The following is a 15,199-nucleotide window of genomic DNA, read 5'->3' as shown; positions in this document are numbered from 1 at the left end:
TGCAAAGATCGAGGCTATTATTGAGGGCCCGCATCGGACTCACGAACTAGATATTCGATTACCCATTCGAGAAGCTGATCGGTATTTTCAGCTGCCCGAGCACCGGGTAGCCTAAATTCTTCGTATAACGTAAAAACGGCCTTGCTCCACTTTACGCCCAATGCCATCTCAGAAAGTGTTCCCATTCCACCTCCAATGGCAACCACGCATACGCTACCGCGCACGACCAGCACATTGCGTATTTCACCAATCCCTGTAGGAAGCGCCAATGTAACGTATTTGTTAGCGCTACACCGGTCTTCTTCTGGGAGAATGCCAATGGCTATTCCTCCCATGTCATATGCGCCATGGCATGCAGCTTCCATTACACCGCCCCGTCCTCCGCAAATGATAGGCACGCCGGCACTTGCCAAGACGCTTGCCACTTTGTATGCCGCTGAGCGGCATGCCTCATCACAAATACTTGGTCCAATTATTCCTACCGGTTGAGGATTGCGATGTGGCCCCGCTTGAATTTCGATTAACCGGCGAAGTTGCTTGTTAACTTTTTTGGGTAGCAGCGTATTCACGCCGGCTTGTGAAAACATTACCCACTCCCAAGACAAAAACACAAAGACTCAATAGTATTAGCGAAACGGCTGATGCTGCAGCCAAATCGGCGTTACTATCATTGATTTTGGAAAACAAGAACAACGGAAGAATATTGAGTTGCGTTCCCACTAAAGCAAGTGCGGTACCATAAGTGCCCATGGCTAAAGCCGCAGCTAGGCAAGCGTTCGCAATGATCGATGGTGCAACTTCAGGTATGACCGTATCGAAAAATGCGCGTGTACGCGAGGCGCCGAGTGTACGAGCTGCTAGCCACGGGCGTTCATCCAAGTTGGCGAAGACCGGATAAAGTGATAATGCCACGCGGGGAATCAAATAATACGCGTAAGCTAAAGCAAGCCCGACAGCTGAGTAAAGCCATCGCCCGCCCTGAGCAGGGTCGCCACCAAGCATCACTATAAGCTGTGTCACGAAGCCCGCCCTACCGTAAGCTAAAATAAAACCATAAGCAATAACCAGACCTGAAAAAGCAAGTGGGATCCCTAGTAACATCATTAGCCAGTGGCGGCGGGATTCCGGCTGCCTCGTCAGTTCGATAGCAATCGCAGTACCTACGATAGCCGAGAGGCAGCCGGAGAACAGGCCGAGCATCACCGTATTCCTAAATGCGCTTAGGAATAAATGATCGGCAATCACTTGACCGAATGCTTCGCCACCGCTCCTAACGGTCTCGGGGACGAGAGCAAGGAGCGGCAGAACGAAAAACAAGCCGAGAAAGGCCCAGGCTGGAAGTAGGCCAAATCGCTTCATGAATTAATTTTTCAAAACGGCCTTCGCCCATAAACGATCGACTTCGCTCTTGCGAGCAGATGCCTTAATCACATCAAGAGGCCGTGTTTGTGGTGCGTCTGGCATCTTTTGCTGAATATCGGGAGGCAGTGAAATACTCTTCACCGAGGGTCGGACAAAGCCCTTGGCAAACAGTTGCTGTCCGATTTCGCTCATGATGAAGTTAAGCCACAATTTTCCCGCATTCGGGTGCGGCCCATTCTTCACTAGGCTAATGCCATAAGGTGCCGCAACACTAGCTTCTTTAGGAATCACGACATCAACAACATCGGTCATGCCTTTTTCTGCGTATTTAGCTTTAAGTCCATCATTTTCGTAACCGATCCAGATCGGTATTTCGCCCTTCATGAACTTCGAATAAGGCGTTGTTCCTTCAGTTCGAATGACATTGCCCGCAGCATGCAGTTTCCCCAAATAATCGATGCCGGGCTTAACGTCGTCTACGGAACCTCCATTGGCGTAGGCCGTAGCGAAGACGACAACCTGCCCCACACCCGCAGAGCGCGGATCGAGGTAGACGATGCTATTCTTGTACTCTGGCTTGAGCAAATCAGCCCAAGAAGTGGGCGTATTGCGCACAAGTTTTTTGTTTACAATGAATGCCACGTTCAGCGTATGGATGGTAAACCACTTGCCCTCTGGATCTCGAAACACCTCGGGCAGCGTATCGAAGTGGATCGGCTTAAAAGGTGCCACCACACCCTGTTTTACAGCATCCACCGCGGATGCTGCAAAATAATAAGCTGTGTCTGCTTGAGGCCGACGCCGGCTTTTATTCAGCGCAGTCACAGTCGCAGCAGAACCCAAATCATTATAGTGCAGTTTGATTCCCGGATAGCGCTTGTTGAACGCATCGAATAGTGCCTTCCAATTGGCCCATGTTGGCCCCGTATCCCACGAAACGACCTCGCTTTCTTTTTTGGCAGCCTCGTAAAGCGCAAGCTCACCAGGATAAAGCTGCACTTTTTCCCAAACGATATCAGAAGTAGAAGCAACAGTGGAAGCAGTAGTTCCAAACCCTGCAAATGACACTAGCGCTGCCGATTGAACAAAGCGTCTGCGTTTCATAAGACCTCCTGTGAAGGGTCGTCGTCAAGTAGTTGAACACACTGCGGTGGAATAGAAATGCCGCTTACCGGCACCTCGATTGCTTCGCCTACGATCGGTTTGGAAGCGCCGTTTACTTGAAAGTCGTACCGAACCACTGAGCCCAAGTAGCGCTGGTTAACTGTACAACCTACCAAATAGTTCAGTGTTCCTTCTGGAGGATCCTTTACCACATGCTCGGGACGGATCAGAATAAGTACCTTCTCTCCCAAACGTCGCCCATCAGTATTGGCAGCGATTTGAGCAAATCCTAAATCCACCTGATTATGTGCTGAAATTTTTGCGGGGAGTAATGTCGATAATCCCACAAACTCGGCTACCGCTCGGCTATTTGGATAACAGTAAATATTTTTTGGCGAGCCAAATTGTAGGAGCTTACCGTCTTTGAGCACGGCGACATAATCGGATAGCGTCAACGCCTCTTCTTGATCATGTGTGACCAATATAGTTGTTGCATTAAATTTCTTCTGAATTGACCGGATCTGATCGCGCAAATATCCTCGAATACCTACATCGAGTGCAGCCAATGGCTCATCGAGCAATAACGCTTTGGGATCGATTGCCAAAGCTCGAGCCAGCGCGACTCGCTGCTGTTGTCCGCCTGATAGATTGTAAACTGGCCTGGTGGCAAAGTTTTCTAAACCCACTGTTTCTAATAATTCGGCTGCTTTAGCTAGTCGGTTTTTCAGCGGGATCTTTTTTAAAGCGAGTCCGTATGCTACATTCTCGATTACATTGAGATGCGGGAAAAGCGCATAATTTTGGAATACCATTCCGATATTGCGCTTATGCACAGGTTTTCCTGCTAAATTTTCGCCGTCTAGGGTGATCGACCCTGATGCTTCGCTAATTAGGCCAGAAATAACCTTCAGAAGCGTTGACTTACCAGAACCGCTTGCTCCAATCACGGCTACCATTTCACCGGTCTCGACCTCAAACGAAATATCAGTTAACCCATGTCCGGTCCCTGGGTATTGATAACTCACTCTATCCAGAACCAGGCTCATGATTTTTTGATAACGGTAGAAGAAACAAATGCCGCTGTACTGGCTAACACAAGAAGAATAACGGTGGCCGCACAAGCAAACCCAGTTGTACCATAAAAAGCTTGCCACAAGACAACCGGATAAGTGCGATTCTGAAAGCTGGCAAGTAAATTGGATAAACCAAATTCACCCACCGAAATAGCAGCAACCATCATAAGACCGCTTAACAGGCTTTTTCGTAGATTAGGTATGGCAATCCCAAAAAACTGCTGTAGTTCCGTAGCTCCCAACGTCGCGGCTGCGCGTTCTAGCGTCGCCAAATCGGAATGCCGAAGGTCGGATAACAAAGTATTAGTAAGGTAGGGCAACGTATGAACAGCGTGTACTACGATCAGCAATGGCAAGGTTCCGAGCCAAGGGAAAACATCTGTGTTAAACACAATGATATAGCCAAAACCCAACGTGATGGTCGGTACGACTATGGGCATCATACTCACAATTTTAGCTGCGGCGCTCCCACCCCGTCCGGCTTTATGGTATAAGGAGTAAGCAAGTGGGAGGGCTAAAATCGTATTGATCGCGCACGCGCTCAGCGCCACCACGAGGCTCGTCGTAAACGCACTACGAAAAGACGAATCCAACCAAATATCAGCGTACCATTTAACTGTTATCCCGCTAGGAAGTAGCGAGTTCATCCATAGCTCACCCACACTACCAATGCTCAACAGCAGGATGGGCAGTAATAGGTAAATTGCGTAGACAGCAGCAATGCCTCGAATCACTATTCTCTCCACTTCAAGCAATTACCCAATACGCTTTGCTACTATGCAATCCTGGTAATGCTGATAAAAGCGAGCCGCCGCTTCCGCTCCATATAGGAAACAGCACATCCTGAATTGGTTTAAGTTGAGGCCGTCACAGTAACATCGTTGATCATTTGCGACCGACAGTTTGCCTCAAACTTTGGCGGAGCGATAGGTTGTGTCAATTAGCCTAAATTACATTGAAATCCGCCATATTCGAAATTAAGTTTTTGATTTTAATGTAAAATTTTCCTTTGAGTCGAATGGAGAGACGGCGCCAAAGACTCATCATGTAATCACCTTGCCGTTGAACATCCGCCATTGTGCGAAGTCGTTAAACTGCTCGCTCTGGTAGGCTGATGCGTGAGTCCTGCGATGTGGATAAGTGGCTTCAATTGTTTGGATAATGTTATGAGATTTTTAAGTGGAACATTGGGTTAGTCACATCGTCGATTAATTGTAGGCAGCATCGCGAAGTATGCCTTGTCCGGCGTCTGCTCGGCCAGATTGGAGCGGGACCGTTTCCCGTTGTACAGGCTGAATTACTTGACGACGGAGTGCGACGGTTCGTGTTCGACGGTGACAGGCGGGACACTGGCGTGCCACCACTGAGTGCGGGCTCCCTATCGAGGTGGTTGGTCGCAGGTAGAGCAAGTCGCCATCATCCATGCCGCGAACGTGCCCTGCACTGCGTTTCATAATGCGAAAAATATTCGGCGATAGATGTAGCCAATCGGTCCGATACAGCTAAACAACTTCACCGCATCGCACCATTTGTCGTAAGCTTCGGGGTGGTCGTCTTCAACTCAAGAAGGAAAAGCGCAATGTCTCTTATCAACACGCAAGTCAAACCGTTCAAGGCAACTGCCTACCACAATGGCAATTTCGTGACAATCACGGAAGAGAACCTGAAGGGCAAGTGGTCGGTCGTCGTGTTCTATCCGGCTGACTTTACGTTCGTGTGCCCGACCGAGTTGGGTGATTTGGCAGACCACTACGCCGAATTCCAAAAGCTCGGTGCTGAGATTTATGGCGTGTCGACAGATACGCATTTTACGCACAAGGCCTGGCACGACACGTCGGAAACGATTGCCAAGATCAAGTATCCGTTGGTGGGCGATCCGACGGCCACCCTGGCTCGCAACTTCGAGGTGCTGATCGAGGACGAAGGCCTGGCGCTGCGCGGCACGTTCGTGATCGACCCGGAAGGTCAGATCAAGCTGTATGAGATTCATGACAACGGCATCGGCCGTGACGCAAAGGAATTGCTGCGCAAAGTGCAGGCTGCGCAGTACGTCGCATCGCACCCCGGCGAAGTGTGCCCGGCCAAGTGGACCCCGGGCGCCGAGACGCTGAAGCCGTCGTTGGACCTGGTCGGTAAGATCTGACGTTCATGCGCCGTCCTACGCCGGACGGCGCATGAATGCGGCGTCGCGGCACTGCGCCGCGACGTGCCGCCTACTCGGCGCGCCCCTTCTTCGTTCCCTCCGTTGGAATCCTCGCGATGCTCGACGCCAATCTCAAGGCCCAATTAAAAAGTTACCTGGACAACGTTACTGAAGCGATCGAGATCGACGCGTTCGTGGATGACAGTGCTAAATCGGGTGAACTGTGCGCACTGCTGCAGGACATCGCATCGCTGTCCACGCGCATCGTGGTGACCGAGCACACGGGTCATGACATGGAGCGCGTGCCATCATTCGCGATCCGGCGCGCTGGCACGGATATCGCTGTGCGCTTCGCCGGCATTCCGATGGGTCACGAATTCACATCGCTAGTGTTGGCGTTGCTGCAAGTCGGTGGCCACCCGGTCAAGCTCGAGCCGGATGTGATCGAGCGAATCCGGAGTTTGGATGGCGACTACACGTTCGAGACCTATGTCTCGCTGTCTTGCCAGAATTGCCCTGAAGTCGTCCAGGCATTGAACGCGATGTCGGTGATCAATCCCAAGATTCACCATGTGGCAATCGATGGCGCGCTGTTTCAGGACGAAGTGCAGTCGCGACAGGTCATGGCGGTGCCGACCCTGTATTTGAACGGCGAAGTGTTCGGCCAAGGCCGCATGGGTGTCGAGGCATTGTTGGCGAAGCTGGACAGCAGCGGCGCCGCGCACATGGCCGACAAGCTCAACGCGAAGGAAGTGTTCGACATGCTGATCGTCGGCGGCGGGCCGGCTGGCGCTGCCGCGGCGATCTATGCCGCGCGCAAGGGCATCCGCACCGGTGTGGTGGCCGAGCGTTTTGGTGGGCAAGTATTGGACACACTGGCAATCGAGAATTTTGTTTCGGTTCAGGAAACGGATGGACCGAAATTTGCGGCGGCGCTCGAGCAGCATGTGAAGGGCTATGACGTCGACGTGATCGATTTGCAACGCGCCGAATCGTTGCAGCCGGGCGACGTGATCACGGTGCAGTTGGCCAGTGGTGCACGGCTGCGCGCGCGCAGCGTGGTGCTTGCCACAGGTGCGCGCTGGCGCGAGATCGACGTGCCTGGCGAGCGCGAATATCGCAATCGTGGCGTTGCGTACTGCCCGCATTGCGATGGTCCGCTGTTCAAGGGCAAGCGCGTGGCGGTGATCGGCGGCGGCAATTCTGGTGTTGAGGCCGCGATCGATCTAGCGGGCGTTGTCAAGCATGTGACGTTGCTGGAGTTCGATGGCCAGCTGCGTGCCGATGAGGTGCTGCAGCGCAAGCTGCGCAGCCTGGGTAATGTGACGGTGCACACGCACGCGCAGACGACCGAGGTCACCGGCGATGGCAATAAGGTTGATGGCTTGACTTACGTGGACCGTTCGTCGGGCGAGCGTCACCATCTGGCGCTCGAGGGCGTGTTCGTGCAAATCGGCTTGGTGCCGAACACCGAATGGCTCAAGGGCAGCGGCGTCGCGCTGTCGCCGCGCGGTGAGATTGAAATCGATGCCAAGGGTCAGACGTCGGTGCCAGGTGTATTCGCGGCTGGCGATGTAACGACGGTTCCGTACAAGCAGATTGTGGTTGCCGTGGGCGAAGGCGCGAAGGCGGCGCTGGGCGCGTTCGAGCACCTGATTCGCACCTCTGCGCCGACCGATGCGGCACTGCAGCAGCCGATCGAGGCGGCCGTTTAGTCTATCCTTGCGGCCCAGCCGATTCACGGCTCGGAATAGGCGAGCCGGTGGCGCGTATCTGAAGTTAGATAGCCGAGACTCACACTTACGCCGAGCATGTTGGCGGGAACCAGCACGATCCACGGGATACCGCTGACGAGCCGTTCGCCGGTAAACACGTGTGCAGCGAGCAAGCCCGTCTCGAAACAGCCGTACAGTTGCGGCGATGCGCCATTTAGCCGTGACGCTTGGAGGTTGTCGGTGTATCGTCACGGGTCGCTAGCTATCGAAAGTCATCAGGCCACGCGATGACAAACGCGTCTTAGTGCTTTGCTTTTCAATCGTCGCGCGCCAAGGATTGCTGCCGGGCTGCTTAGCGCTCGCGTCCGCGCGAGGCTGCGCCCTGGTAGCTGTAAAGGCCTACTTCACTGTACATCGGCGAAATCGGGATGCCCACGTTGTGGGAATGACGGACATCGCCCGCCGATTCGTCAGCTTTCGCGCAGCGAGTTGCTCTACGTGCCCTGCTGACGTAGCGCGCATGCGTGTTACGCCAGACCCGATCTTCAATATAGCAAATGGATCGCGGACATGTTCCGCAAGGTGGACCTGTGCCCGGTAGTCGGTAAAGCGGGCCGTGTGCACAAGTCCGGGCCGGCCCTTGATGAAGAAGATTGGCGCATGAGCGTTGCGCGGATAGCCACTGATGACCTTGGGTTGATCGAATTCGACGCCGTGTCGCGCGCCGTCGGCAAGGCTGGGGTGTCCAGCTAACGGTGCACAAGGAAGTAAATTAGGTAAGACTTATTGATTAGATGCTGAATAAAGCTATATTGACCACGAGCACCACTATCTGCACGATATTAGCCACGACGGCCCAAGCGCAGCGTTCCGTGGCACTGCATGGCACGGTGGACACGGGCATTGCGTACATTCTTCACAGTGCGGGACAGCACTCGCAATGGAAGATGTCACCAGGAACGCTGTCATCGAACGAATGGGGATTGCAGGGTAACGAAGAGCTTGTTGGCGGCCTCGCGGCCCACTTCTCGGTCGAGAACAGCTTCGACATCGGCCACGGGCAGTCGATCAGCAGGGGCCAGATGTTCGGGTCCAAGGCGTTCGTGGGTCTGTCGCACGAGCGTTGGTGTGCGGTGACGTTTGGCCGGCAAAGCGATCCGGTGGCGGACTTGCTGCAACCGCTGACTGCCGGTTCGTACAGCGGGGTGTTCGTGGCGCCGGGTGATGTCGATAGCGGCGGCGGCAGTGCCACGTTCAACCACGCGGTGAAGTGGACGAGTCCGAATTGGAGCGGGGTGACCGTTGAAGCCATGTACGCGTTTGGCGCAATTGCCGGTGCACCTGGGTCCGGTCAGGCTTATTCCGGTGCACTGGTGTATGCGGGTGGGCCGCTGAGCTTGGGCACTGGCTTCCTGCATATCGATAATGGCAATGCGGCGCGCTCGATGCGGGGCGTGTCCTCGCCCGATTCACTGTTCAACACTTCGGTCAATTCGGCATATGCCTGCGCGCGTTCGGTCGGCATTTTCAGGGCAGGCGGGCAATACGTGTTCGGCCTCGTGACAGTGGGTGCCGCTTTCAGTTTTTCACAATACAATCCGGACACCTCGTCTGGGTTCTCCAACGCGCAAAAGTATGGCAACGGCTCGGTATTCGCACTTTGGCAGGGATTGACATCGCTGCAGGCGCTGGTGGGATACAACTATACCCGCTCCAGCGGCGCCTCGTCGGCCGTGTACCAGCAGGTCAACGTTGGCGTCGATTATCTGCTGAGCAAGCGCACTGATGTGTATGCGATGCTCGGCTATCAACATGCTTGCGGTCAGAACGGCCTGGGGCCCGCGCAAACCGTGATCGGCTCGTACAACGTGGAGGCCGGAGCCAATTCTCAACTGCTCACCATTGCGGGGATTCGTCACCGGTTTTGATCAGCCAGGCGTGCGTTACCGCCGACGCACGAGCATGTGCGAACAGGGGCGGCACAACTGAGCGCCACCGACGGCGTAATCGAGCGCTGCGGACGGCGCAACCGGCAAACTAGTGGCGAAGCGCGATTTGCTTCTTCCAGCCGGCCAGGATCCGTTGCGTCAACGTATCGTAGTCGCGTCCGAAGTGGTGATCGCCGGGCATTTGCACCACGTCGACGCCGGTGCCGGCCAACGCTGGACATAGCGTGTCGGTTTCGTGCTCGCCATACACGCATTGGACGATCGATGCGGGCAACTTCGCGACCTCGGGCTTGGCGGGCAGTGCGTCTGCGCTGGCCGGCATGCCGAGCCAGCCCGTGACGCGGATCTGAAAGTCGGCGGCCGGCGCGAAGCCAAGCAACGACACGTACGACACGCGCTCGCGCAACGGCTGCGGCAAGCGGTTATACAGGAACGGCATGACGTCAGCGCCAAACGAATAGCCGATTAGCGCGATGTCGCGTGCCTGCCAACGGGCGCCGTAGACGCGCAGCACGCGTGCAAGGTCGTGTGTGGTCTGCTCCGGTGTCTTGCGGCTCCAGAAATAGCGCAGACTATCCCAGCCGATCACCGATACGCCGTCTTTTTGCAGATTTTCCGCGATGGTCTTGTCCAGGTCGCGCCATCCGCCGTCGCCGGACATCACGATCGCCAGCATGTTGGAAGGCTTAGGCGCTCGCAATTCGACCAGTGGCAGATCGGACACGTCCTCGTCGCTGGTGGACGGCGCGCGCAGGTACGGCGCCGCCCATGCGCGCAGCCGTTCCGCCGGGCTTTTGCCCGCGGCTGTACCGGTCACGAAAAAGCCTGGCAGCCCGGCGCCGCGGCTCACCGTCGGGTCGGGCGGGCACGGCTGGAACCGCGCGTCGAGCGTAGGCGCTGGATCGAGCGATAGTGCGCCGGCCACCGTATTCGCCGGAGCTTGGGCGAGAACTTGCTTGGCCAGCGTCGCGCCTTGTCCGGTTCCCGCGACGATCGGCGCGAAATAACGGGACGAATTCCACTGTCGTTCCAGCTGGTGGCTCAACGCTTCGGCGTCACCGACCAGATGTTGGCAGCTTTGCGGTTTGGCGGCCAAATTCGCCGCATAGCGACGGGTATCGACGCCGACAACCAGCACGCCCTCGCGCGCCAACGCCTGCGCGGTGTCGTGATCCGATCCGCTCCAGCCGTTTGCGTCGGAGAACAGCACGACGAAGCCGCGCAAGGGACCGTCCGGACGGGTCAGCGTGACTTCACCATAGCGCCCGCCGGGTAGCGTGCTGGTGGCGGCGGCGTGCGCGGCGGGCAGCGCGAGCGTGCATGCTGCGATCGCGTGAGCCGCGGCGATGATCAAGGAACGAATTTTCACGAGCGCCAGCCTCCTGCCAGCAGCGAGATGTCGGCCAGTGTCACGAATAGGCCGAGCGAGCCGGACACCGCCAGGTAACGTGGTTCCCAGCGCGGCTGAAACTTGCTCTTGAACCCACGCAGGCCGCGGAAATTGTAGAAGCGTCCGCCAAGGTGCCACGCCAGTCGCGCGACGCGCTGCCACAGCGACGGAAATGGCGTCGGTTGCACGCCCGACAGTGGCGCGATGCCCAGACTCAACGTGCGCAGTCCCGCCTCCTTTAAATGCAGGGTCAGCTTAGTGAACAGATATTCCATCGCGTACCCGGAGGCATCCGGCAGGTGGCGCATCACGCCAACGGTCGCCTCGGTGTGCACGTCCGTGGTCATGAATGTGACGAACGCGACCGCACGGCCGTGCTGGCGCAGCAACATGACCGATTGCGCGGCCAGATACGACGGGTTGAATGCGGCCACCGAAAAGCTCTTTTCTCGCGCCACGCGGCTTTGCAGCCATGCGTCGGAGATTGACTTGAGCGTCGGCAGGCATTCCGGCATGCGCGCCGGTTCAACTACTTCGACAGCCAGCCCGTCGCGTTCGCCGCGCTTGAGGGCGTAGCGAAGATGGGCGCGGTGAGACCCCTTTAGATCGAAGTCGGCTAGCGGGATGTTCGCCTCCTCGCCTAGTTTCATCAGGTGCAAGCCGGTATCGAGGTAGAACGGTAGTGCGTCGGCGCGCACCTGGTAGAACGCGGCGCGGCCGCCGTGCGTGTGCGCGAGCGCGACGAAACGGCGGATCAGCTCGGGCCATTCGTCGCGCGGGCCGACTGGGTCGTGCAGCGCCACCCACGTGCGTCCACGCTTGGCATACATCAGGAAGGCCTGGCGCGATGCGGAGAACAGGAAGCTCTTGTCGCCCATCATCGCGAGTCCTGCGTCGCTGCGTTCTTGCGCACGCACGATACGCGCCGCGTCGGCCAGATCCTGTTCAGCCGGTTTCACGAAGCGGCCGGCCGCCGGTCGTAGCAACTGCCAGAAGGCCAGCGCTGCCGCGCATAGTGCGGCAGCCAACGTAGCGCGTAACGCGCGCGGGGCCCGGCCGTCGAACGCGAATTGCCGCCATAGCTCGTGGGTGTACGGCACGTCGCGGAACGCGTACAGCATGATCCATGTCGCAATCACGATTACGATGCCGACTGACACCAGCCAACTGGGCGTGAAGCGCTCCGCGAATAGCGACGAGCGGCGGTTGAAGTGGTGCCGCGTTGCGATTAACAGCAGCACCAGGATCCCGAGCACGCCGGCTTCAATGAACGCCAGCCCCTTGGTCAACGATAGCCCGAGGTTGACGCTGGTCAGCAGCAAGGCTAGCCACCATGCGGCATCGAGCCGGCGCAGCAGTCCGCGGGCGACAAATAGCAGCAGCACGCCGAGTACGCTGGCGAGCAACTGCGAGCTTTCAAGGACCCACAGTGGCACGAGCGTGCTTAGCACCGCAATCCGGTGCATGAACGCTGGTGTTGCGCCGGAGACAATCAGCATGCAGCCGACTGCGAACGTGATGGTGCTCAGCAGTAGCGGCGCGAGCTGTGCGAGGCTGCGTGCGGCGTGCAGTGCGGGAGAAGTCATCACTACGCGCTTGAGCGTGCGTCCTTCGAACATAACCAGCGCGCCACCGCAAACGAGCAGCGGCAGCCCGAAGTAAATGGCCCGGTAGGCGAGCAACGCGGCCACCAGTTGCGGCATCGGCAGGTCTCGACCGAAGGCGATTAGCACCACGCCTTCGAATACGCCGACGCCGCCAGGGGTGTGGCCGACCATCCCGAGCAGCAACGCCGCCGCATAGACCGTCATGAACGTGGCGGAGCCAATCGACGCATCCGGCAACAGGACCCACAGCGCCAGCGCGGCGCCGGCGACGTCAACAACCGCCCAGCCCAGCTGGGCGATCAAATTGCGCCGCGACGGAATCGTCAGCGCGAGCCAGCGCCGCGTGCCGCCGCCAATCGTGCGTGGTTGGCTGCGGCATGCCATCATTAGTGCCGCGATTGCCGTGAGCGCGAGCACACCCGCGCAGCGCAGCATCAATGCCGGCAGGTGCAGCGCTGACTCGAGCTGGCCGGCGGCGATCAGCATGCCGGCGGCGCTTATTAGCACCAGCGCCGCGGCCAGACCGATGCCCGTGAAGACGGTCAGGCGCCCGACTTGTGCCGGCGTCACGCCCGCCGCGCCGTAGATCCTGCAACGTACGGCCCCGCCGGTCAACGCGCCGAAGCCCGTTGCGTTGCCGATGGCCGAGCCGACCGTCGCACCGAGTAGTAACAATGCGCGCGGTACCCGTGCGCCGATGTGGTGCAGTCCGGCCATGTCTCGCCCGACGAGTCCGATGTAGCTCAGGACCGTGGCGGCGAGCGCGCCGGCCCATTCCGCGGCGCTTAATTGGCGCAGTTGATGGATCACCGAGCGGTAATGGACCGCGTGAGACAAATGTTGTAACAGTACGAGCAGCAGCGCGCAGCCGCCCAATGCAATTGCTGGGGTAACCAGGCGTTGCGCGTGTCGCAGCATGGCCCAGCGGTGGGTCTCGGCGCGTGCGGTCGAAAGAGTCAGTTTGATTTGGGGACGCATGAGTAGTGCGCGACTTCAAGAAACCGCAGCTTTGCTTCACGACGGCGATGCTCAGGTTGCGGAAAGACGCCATCAAAACGTCTATATCGGCACTTGCGTTGACAGGGTTTAGAAATTGGGCGTGCGGTAATGGTGCACTAACGGAGGGACGGGCGACTGCAGAACTTCAAATGGTCAGCCCGCTGCTCCCTATTGCTCGCGGCAGGTATGTCTGCGAAGACATGGGGGAAGCCCTAAGCTGCGTTTCCCCCTTGTGCTTTAGTTGTTGGCTGTAGCACCGTCCCATGCTTGTGCTGGAACGTCGCCGATCGCGCTGCTCAATTCCCGTACTCTCGCGGAATCGGTGGTGTTGGCGGCAGATCACTGATGTTTACTTTAGGGCGGTTGCGTAGGACATTCCGGATTAGTTTTGTTTCCGCGCTATCTCTGTTCGAGTTTCCCTGCCTCGTGCCGGCCCGGTTGCTCGACGCCCATGGTAACTCCTTATTAGACGCCGATGACGAGTAGGGCGGCGGTGGGGTGACAGGTGACTGCTGCGGGGATTGTTTTGCGGCGGAGGCTTCTCTTTCGGCCAATTTAGAAAAATAATCGCGATCTTCTGGTCGAAGTGATCTTATCGAGCCATTTTCAGGCAATCCCTTTTTAGTATTGATCTTTCTAATGGCATCGTCATCTAGATATGCGGGCCCATCAAATATGCCACCTCCCTTTTTTTTGAAAAGGTTGTTAAGACCCGATAAAAATCCCGATGCGGAGCGGCGTGTCGCTGACGACGATGACCGCTCGTTTTTGGGAGTAGCTGACTCATTATTTGTGCGGCGAAAAAAGGAGGAAGGAGGAAAACGGAGACGTTCCATACCAATGACCATCAATGAGTGGTGAATGTCGAATAGAGTAAGGGTTGCGTCCGTTGCTTTTCCGTCATATCCGATGTATTGGCGATCGAAGCGAAGCGCGGTGTGTCGAGAGGCTACATCGTTAGCGCATGGCGGCGAGCCATGCGGGCCGGCACGTCTCCCGGTGATTACCGCTGTGCGCAGCACTTCCGTTTTCGCCAGTTACGGAAGGGCCCATATGGGGGCATTTTCCCTGGTCACTCCATCACGGAACCTTTATCCGATTTGCTTAGGCCTGTTGATGAAGTGTGATTTCAGGATCGACATGTAACCAACGCCCCGTTTCTTTCGCCGTTTTCAGCCCTTCGATGATCAAGGTCTCTTCGCGCAAAGACGCTATCTTCATTTTATCGGTGGCGAGTAGGATTATTTGCGAGGGTCTTTTATTTGATTTCCGTGGACGGGGCGGTGCTGCCTGAGTGGTTTGCTTCGATGAAATGTTGCCTTTGGTAGGACGGAAAGTTGGGATGGGCGGTCTTTTTGCTGACTTCGATGGACGTGACGGTATGGCCGCGTTGGCTTGCTGCAGTTCCGTATCAGACGGACCGGAGCCACGAAGTTGCGCCGCGTCGCGCGACGAGTAGGCTTGAAAATGAGCAAGCAATTATTTTCGTTTGGGCGGGGTAATGGTCGTGCTATTTACCGCGACCGTACCAGTTTGAGGCGACTTTTTTGTCCCAGCTCCGCCCCGATTGTCGTTGAGGGTAGGATGTGGCGGAACTTAAGTAAACGACTTAATGGATTTGCTTTCCGGTGTAATAAGTTCGTTCTCCGGCATAGTCAACTTGGTTGCAGTCTGACTAAGAGTCGCTAACACAAGTCGTCCACGAAGCGTGAACAGATAATGGCAGCGGCCAAGCGGAGCAAGGCGATATGAATGTCCAGACGCCGCTCAAAGCGGATGCGCAGCTTACCAAAACCGGCAAACCAGGCGTGCGTGCGCTCGACTACCCAGCGATGCCGTCCAAGCCGCTCGTGCTTT

The 15,199-nt window shown here is 56.9% G+C and carries 14 protein-coding genes; 3 read left to right on the top strand and 11 right to left on the bottom strand.

What is annotated here, in order from left to right; genetic code table 11:
- Nucleotides 1-17: 17 nt before the first annotated feature.
- From KQH55_RS08505 to KQH55_RS08485, 5 genes are read right to left on the bottom strand one after another with little or no spacing between them, the layout of a single operon-like run.
- Complete coding sequence (locus tag KQH55_RS08505) at nt 18-587, bottom strand: TIGR00725 family protein (RefSeq protein ID WP_076794063.1); 570 nt, start codon at nt 585-587, stop codon at nt 18-20.
- On the bottom strand, nt 541-1,359 hold the full coding sequence (locus tag KQH55_RS08500) for an ABC transporter permease (RefSeq protein WP_076788540.1): 819 nt from the start codon (nt 1,357-1,359) through the stop codon (nt 541-543). Before KQH55_RS08500 ends, KQH55_RS08505 begins: the two co-directional genes overlap by 47 nt.
- 3 nt (nt 1,360-1,362) lie before the next feature.
- The gene (locus KQH55_RS08495; RefSeq protein WP_076788542.1) at nt 1,363-2,466 is read right to left on the bottom strand and encodes an ABC transporter substrate-binding protein; all 1,104 of its coding nucleotides are present in this window, start codon (nt 2,464-2,466) and stop codon (nt 1,363-1,365) included.
- Complete coding sequence (locus KQH55_RS08490) at nt 2,463-3,512, bottom strand: ABC transporter ATP-binding protein (RefSeq protein ID WP_076788543.1); 1,050 nt, start codon at nt 3,510-3,512, stop codon at nt 2,463-2,465. The genes KQH55_RS08495 and KQH55_RS08490 overlap by 4 nt, the downstream gene beginning before the upstream one ends.
- Nucleotides 3,509-4,273, bottom strand: a complete 765-nt coding sequence (locus tag KQH55_RS08485) for an ABC transporter permease subunit (RefSeq protein WP_235090594.1) — start codon at nt 4,271-4,273, stop codon at nt 3,509-3,511. Before KQH55_RS08485 ends, KQH55_RS08490 begins: the two co-directional genes overlap by 4 nt.
- Before the next feature lie 845 nt (nt 4,274-5,118).
- Here KQH55_RS08485 and ahpC point away from each other — a divergent pair.
- Nucleotides 5,119-5,682, top strand: a complete 564-nt coding sequence (gene ahpC, locus KQH55_RS08480; protein WP_041754923.1) for an alkyl hydroperoxide reductase subunit C — start codon at nt 5,119-5,121, stop codon at nt 5,680-5,682.
- A gap of 116 nt (nt 5,683-5,798) precedes the next feature.
- Nucleotides 5,799-7,397, top strand: a complete 1,599-nt coding sequence (gene ahpF, locus KQH55_RS08475) for an alkyl hydroperoxide reductase subunit F (RefSeq protein WP_076794065.1) — start codon at nt 5,799-5,801, stop codon at nt 7,395-7,397.
- Nucleotides 7,398-7,420: 23 nt separating this feature from the next.
- On the opposite strand, the gene KQH55_RS08470 is transcribed toward ahpF, so the two are convergent.
- On the bottom strand, nt 7,421-7,570 hold the full coding sequence (locus tag KQH55_RS08470; protein ID WP_370643213.1) for a hypothetical protein: 150 nt from the start codon (nt 7,568-7,570) through the stop codon (nt 7,421-7,423).
- 226 nt (nt 7,571-7,796) lie between these two features.
- The gene (locus tag KQH55_RS16890; RefSeq protein WP_373566377.1) at nt 7,797-8,084 is read right to left on the bottom strand and encodes a class II D-tagatose-bisphosphate aldolase non-catalytic subunit; all 288 of its coding nucleotides are present in this window, start codon (nt 8,082-8,084) and stop codon (nt 7,797-7,799) included.
- A 107-nt stretch (nt 8,085-8,191) separates the two neighbouring features.
- On the opposite strand from KQH55_RS16890, the gene KQH55_RS08460 reads away from it, so the two are divergent.
- Nucleotides 8,192-9,325, top strand: a complete 1,134-nt coding sequence (locus tag KQH55_RS08460; protein ID WP_076794069.1) for a porin — start codon at nt 8,192-8,194, stop codon at nt 9,323-9,325.
- 109 nt (nt 9,326-9,434) lie between these two features.
- On the opposite strand, the gene KQH55_RS08455 is transcribed toward KQH55_RS08460, so the two are convergent.
- From KQH55_RS08455 to KQH55_RS08440, 4 genes are all read right to left on the bottom strand, one after another.
- On the bottom strand, nt 9,435-10,715 hold the full coding sequence (locus tag KQH55_RS08455) for an AcvB/VirJ family lysyl-phosphatidylglycerol hydrolase (RefSeq protein ID WP_235090592.1): 1,281 nt from the start codon (nt 10,713-10,715) through the stop codon (nt 9,435-9,437).
- On the bottom strand, nt 10,712-13,261 hold the full coding sequence (gene mprF / locus KQH55_RS08450) for a bifunctional lysylphosphatidylglycerol flippase/synthetase MprF (protein WP_235090634.1): 2,550 nt from the start codon (nt 13,259-13,261) through the stop codon (nt 10,712-10,714). The genes KQH55_RS08455 and mprF overlap by 4 nt, the downstream gene beginning before the upstream one ends.
- A 1,185-nt stretch (nt 13,262-14,446) precedes the next feature.
- On the bottom strand, nt 14,447-14,821 hold the full coding sequence (locus KQH55_RS08445; protein ID WP_139337273.1) for a hypothetical protein: 375 nt from the start codon (nt 14,819-14,821) through the stop codon (nt 14,447-14,449).
- 206 nt (nt 14,822-15,027) lie between these two features.
- On the bottom strand, nt 15,028-15,199 hold a 172-nt coding region (locus tag KQH55_RS08440), incomplete at its 5' end, for a transposase (protein ID WP_373566368.1).

The sequence above is a fragment of the Mycetohabitans sp. B3 genome, from assembly GCF_021498065.1.
In the GTDB taxonomy this organism is placed as follows: Bacteria; Pseudomonadota; Gammaproteobacteria; order Burkholderiales; family Burkholderiaceae; genus Mycetohabitans.
The sequence above is the reverse complement of the archived record's forward strand: the minus strand, read 5'-3'. Positions and strand labels throughout refer to the sequence as shown.

Coding starts and splice junctions, on each gene's coding strand:
- KQH55_RS08505 (WP_076794063.1), bottom strand. CDS start 587: ATGTTTTCACAAGCCGGCGTGAATACGCTGCTACCCAAAAAAGTTAAC.
- KQH55_RS08500 (WP_076788540.1), bottom strand. CDS start 1,359: ATGAAGCGATTTGGCCTACTTCCAGCCTGGGCCTTTCTCGGCTTGTTT.
- KQH55_RS08495 (WP_076788542.1), bottom strand. CDS start 2,466: ATGAAACGCAGACGCTTTGTTCAATCGGCAGCGCTAGTGTCATTTGCA.
- KQH55_RS08490 (WP_076788543.1), bottom strand. CDS start 3,512: ATGAGCCTGGTTCTGGATAGAGTGAGTTATCAATACCCAGGGACCGGA.
- ahpC (WP_041754923.1), top strand. CDS start 5,119: ATGTCTCTTATCAACACGCAAGTCAAACCGTTCAAGGCAACTGCCTAC.
- ahpF (WP_076794065.1), top strand. CDS start 5,799: ATGCTCGACGCCAATCTCAAGGCCCAATTAAAAAGTTACCTGGACAAC.
- KQH55_RS08460 (WP_076794069.1), top strand. CDS start 8,192: ATGCTGAATAAAGCTATATTGACCACGAGCACCACTATCTGCACGATA.
- mprF (WP_235090634.1), bottom strand. CDS start 13,261: ATGCTGCGACACGCGCAACGCCTGGTTACCCCAGCAATTGCATTGGGC.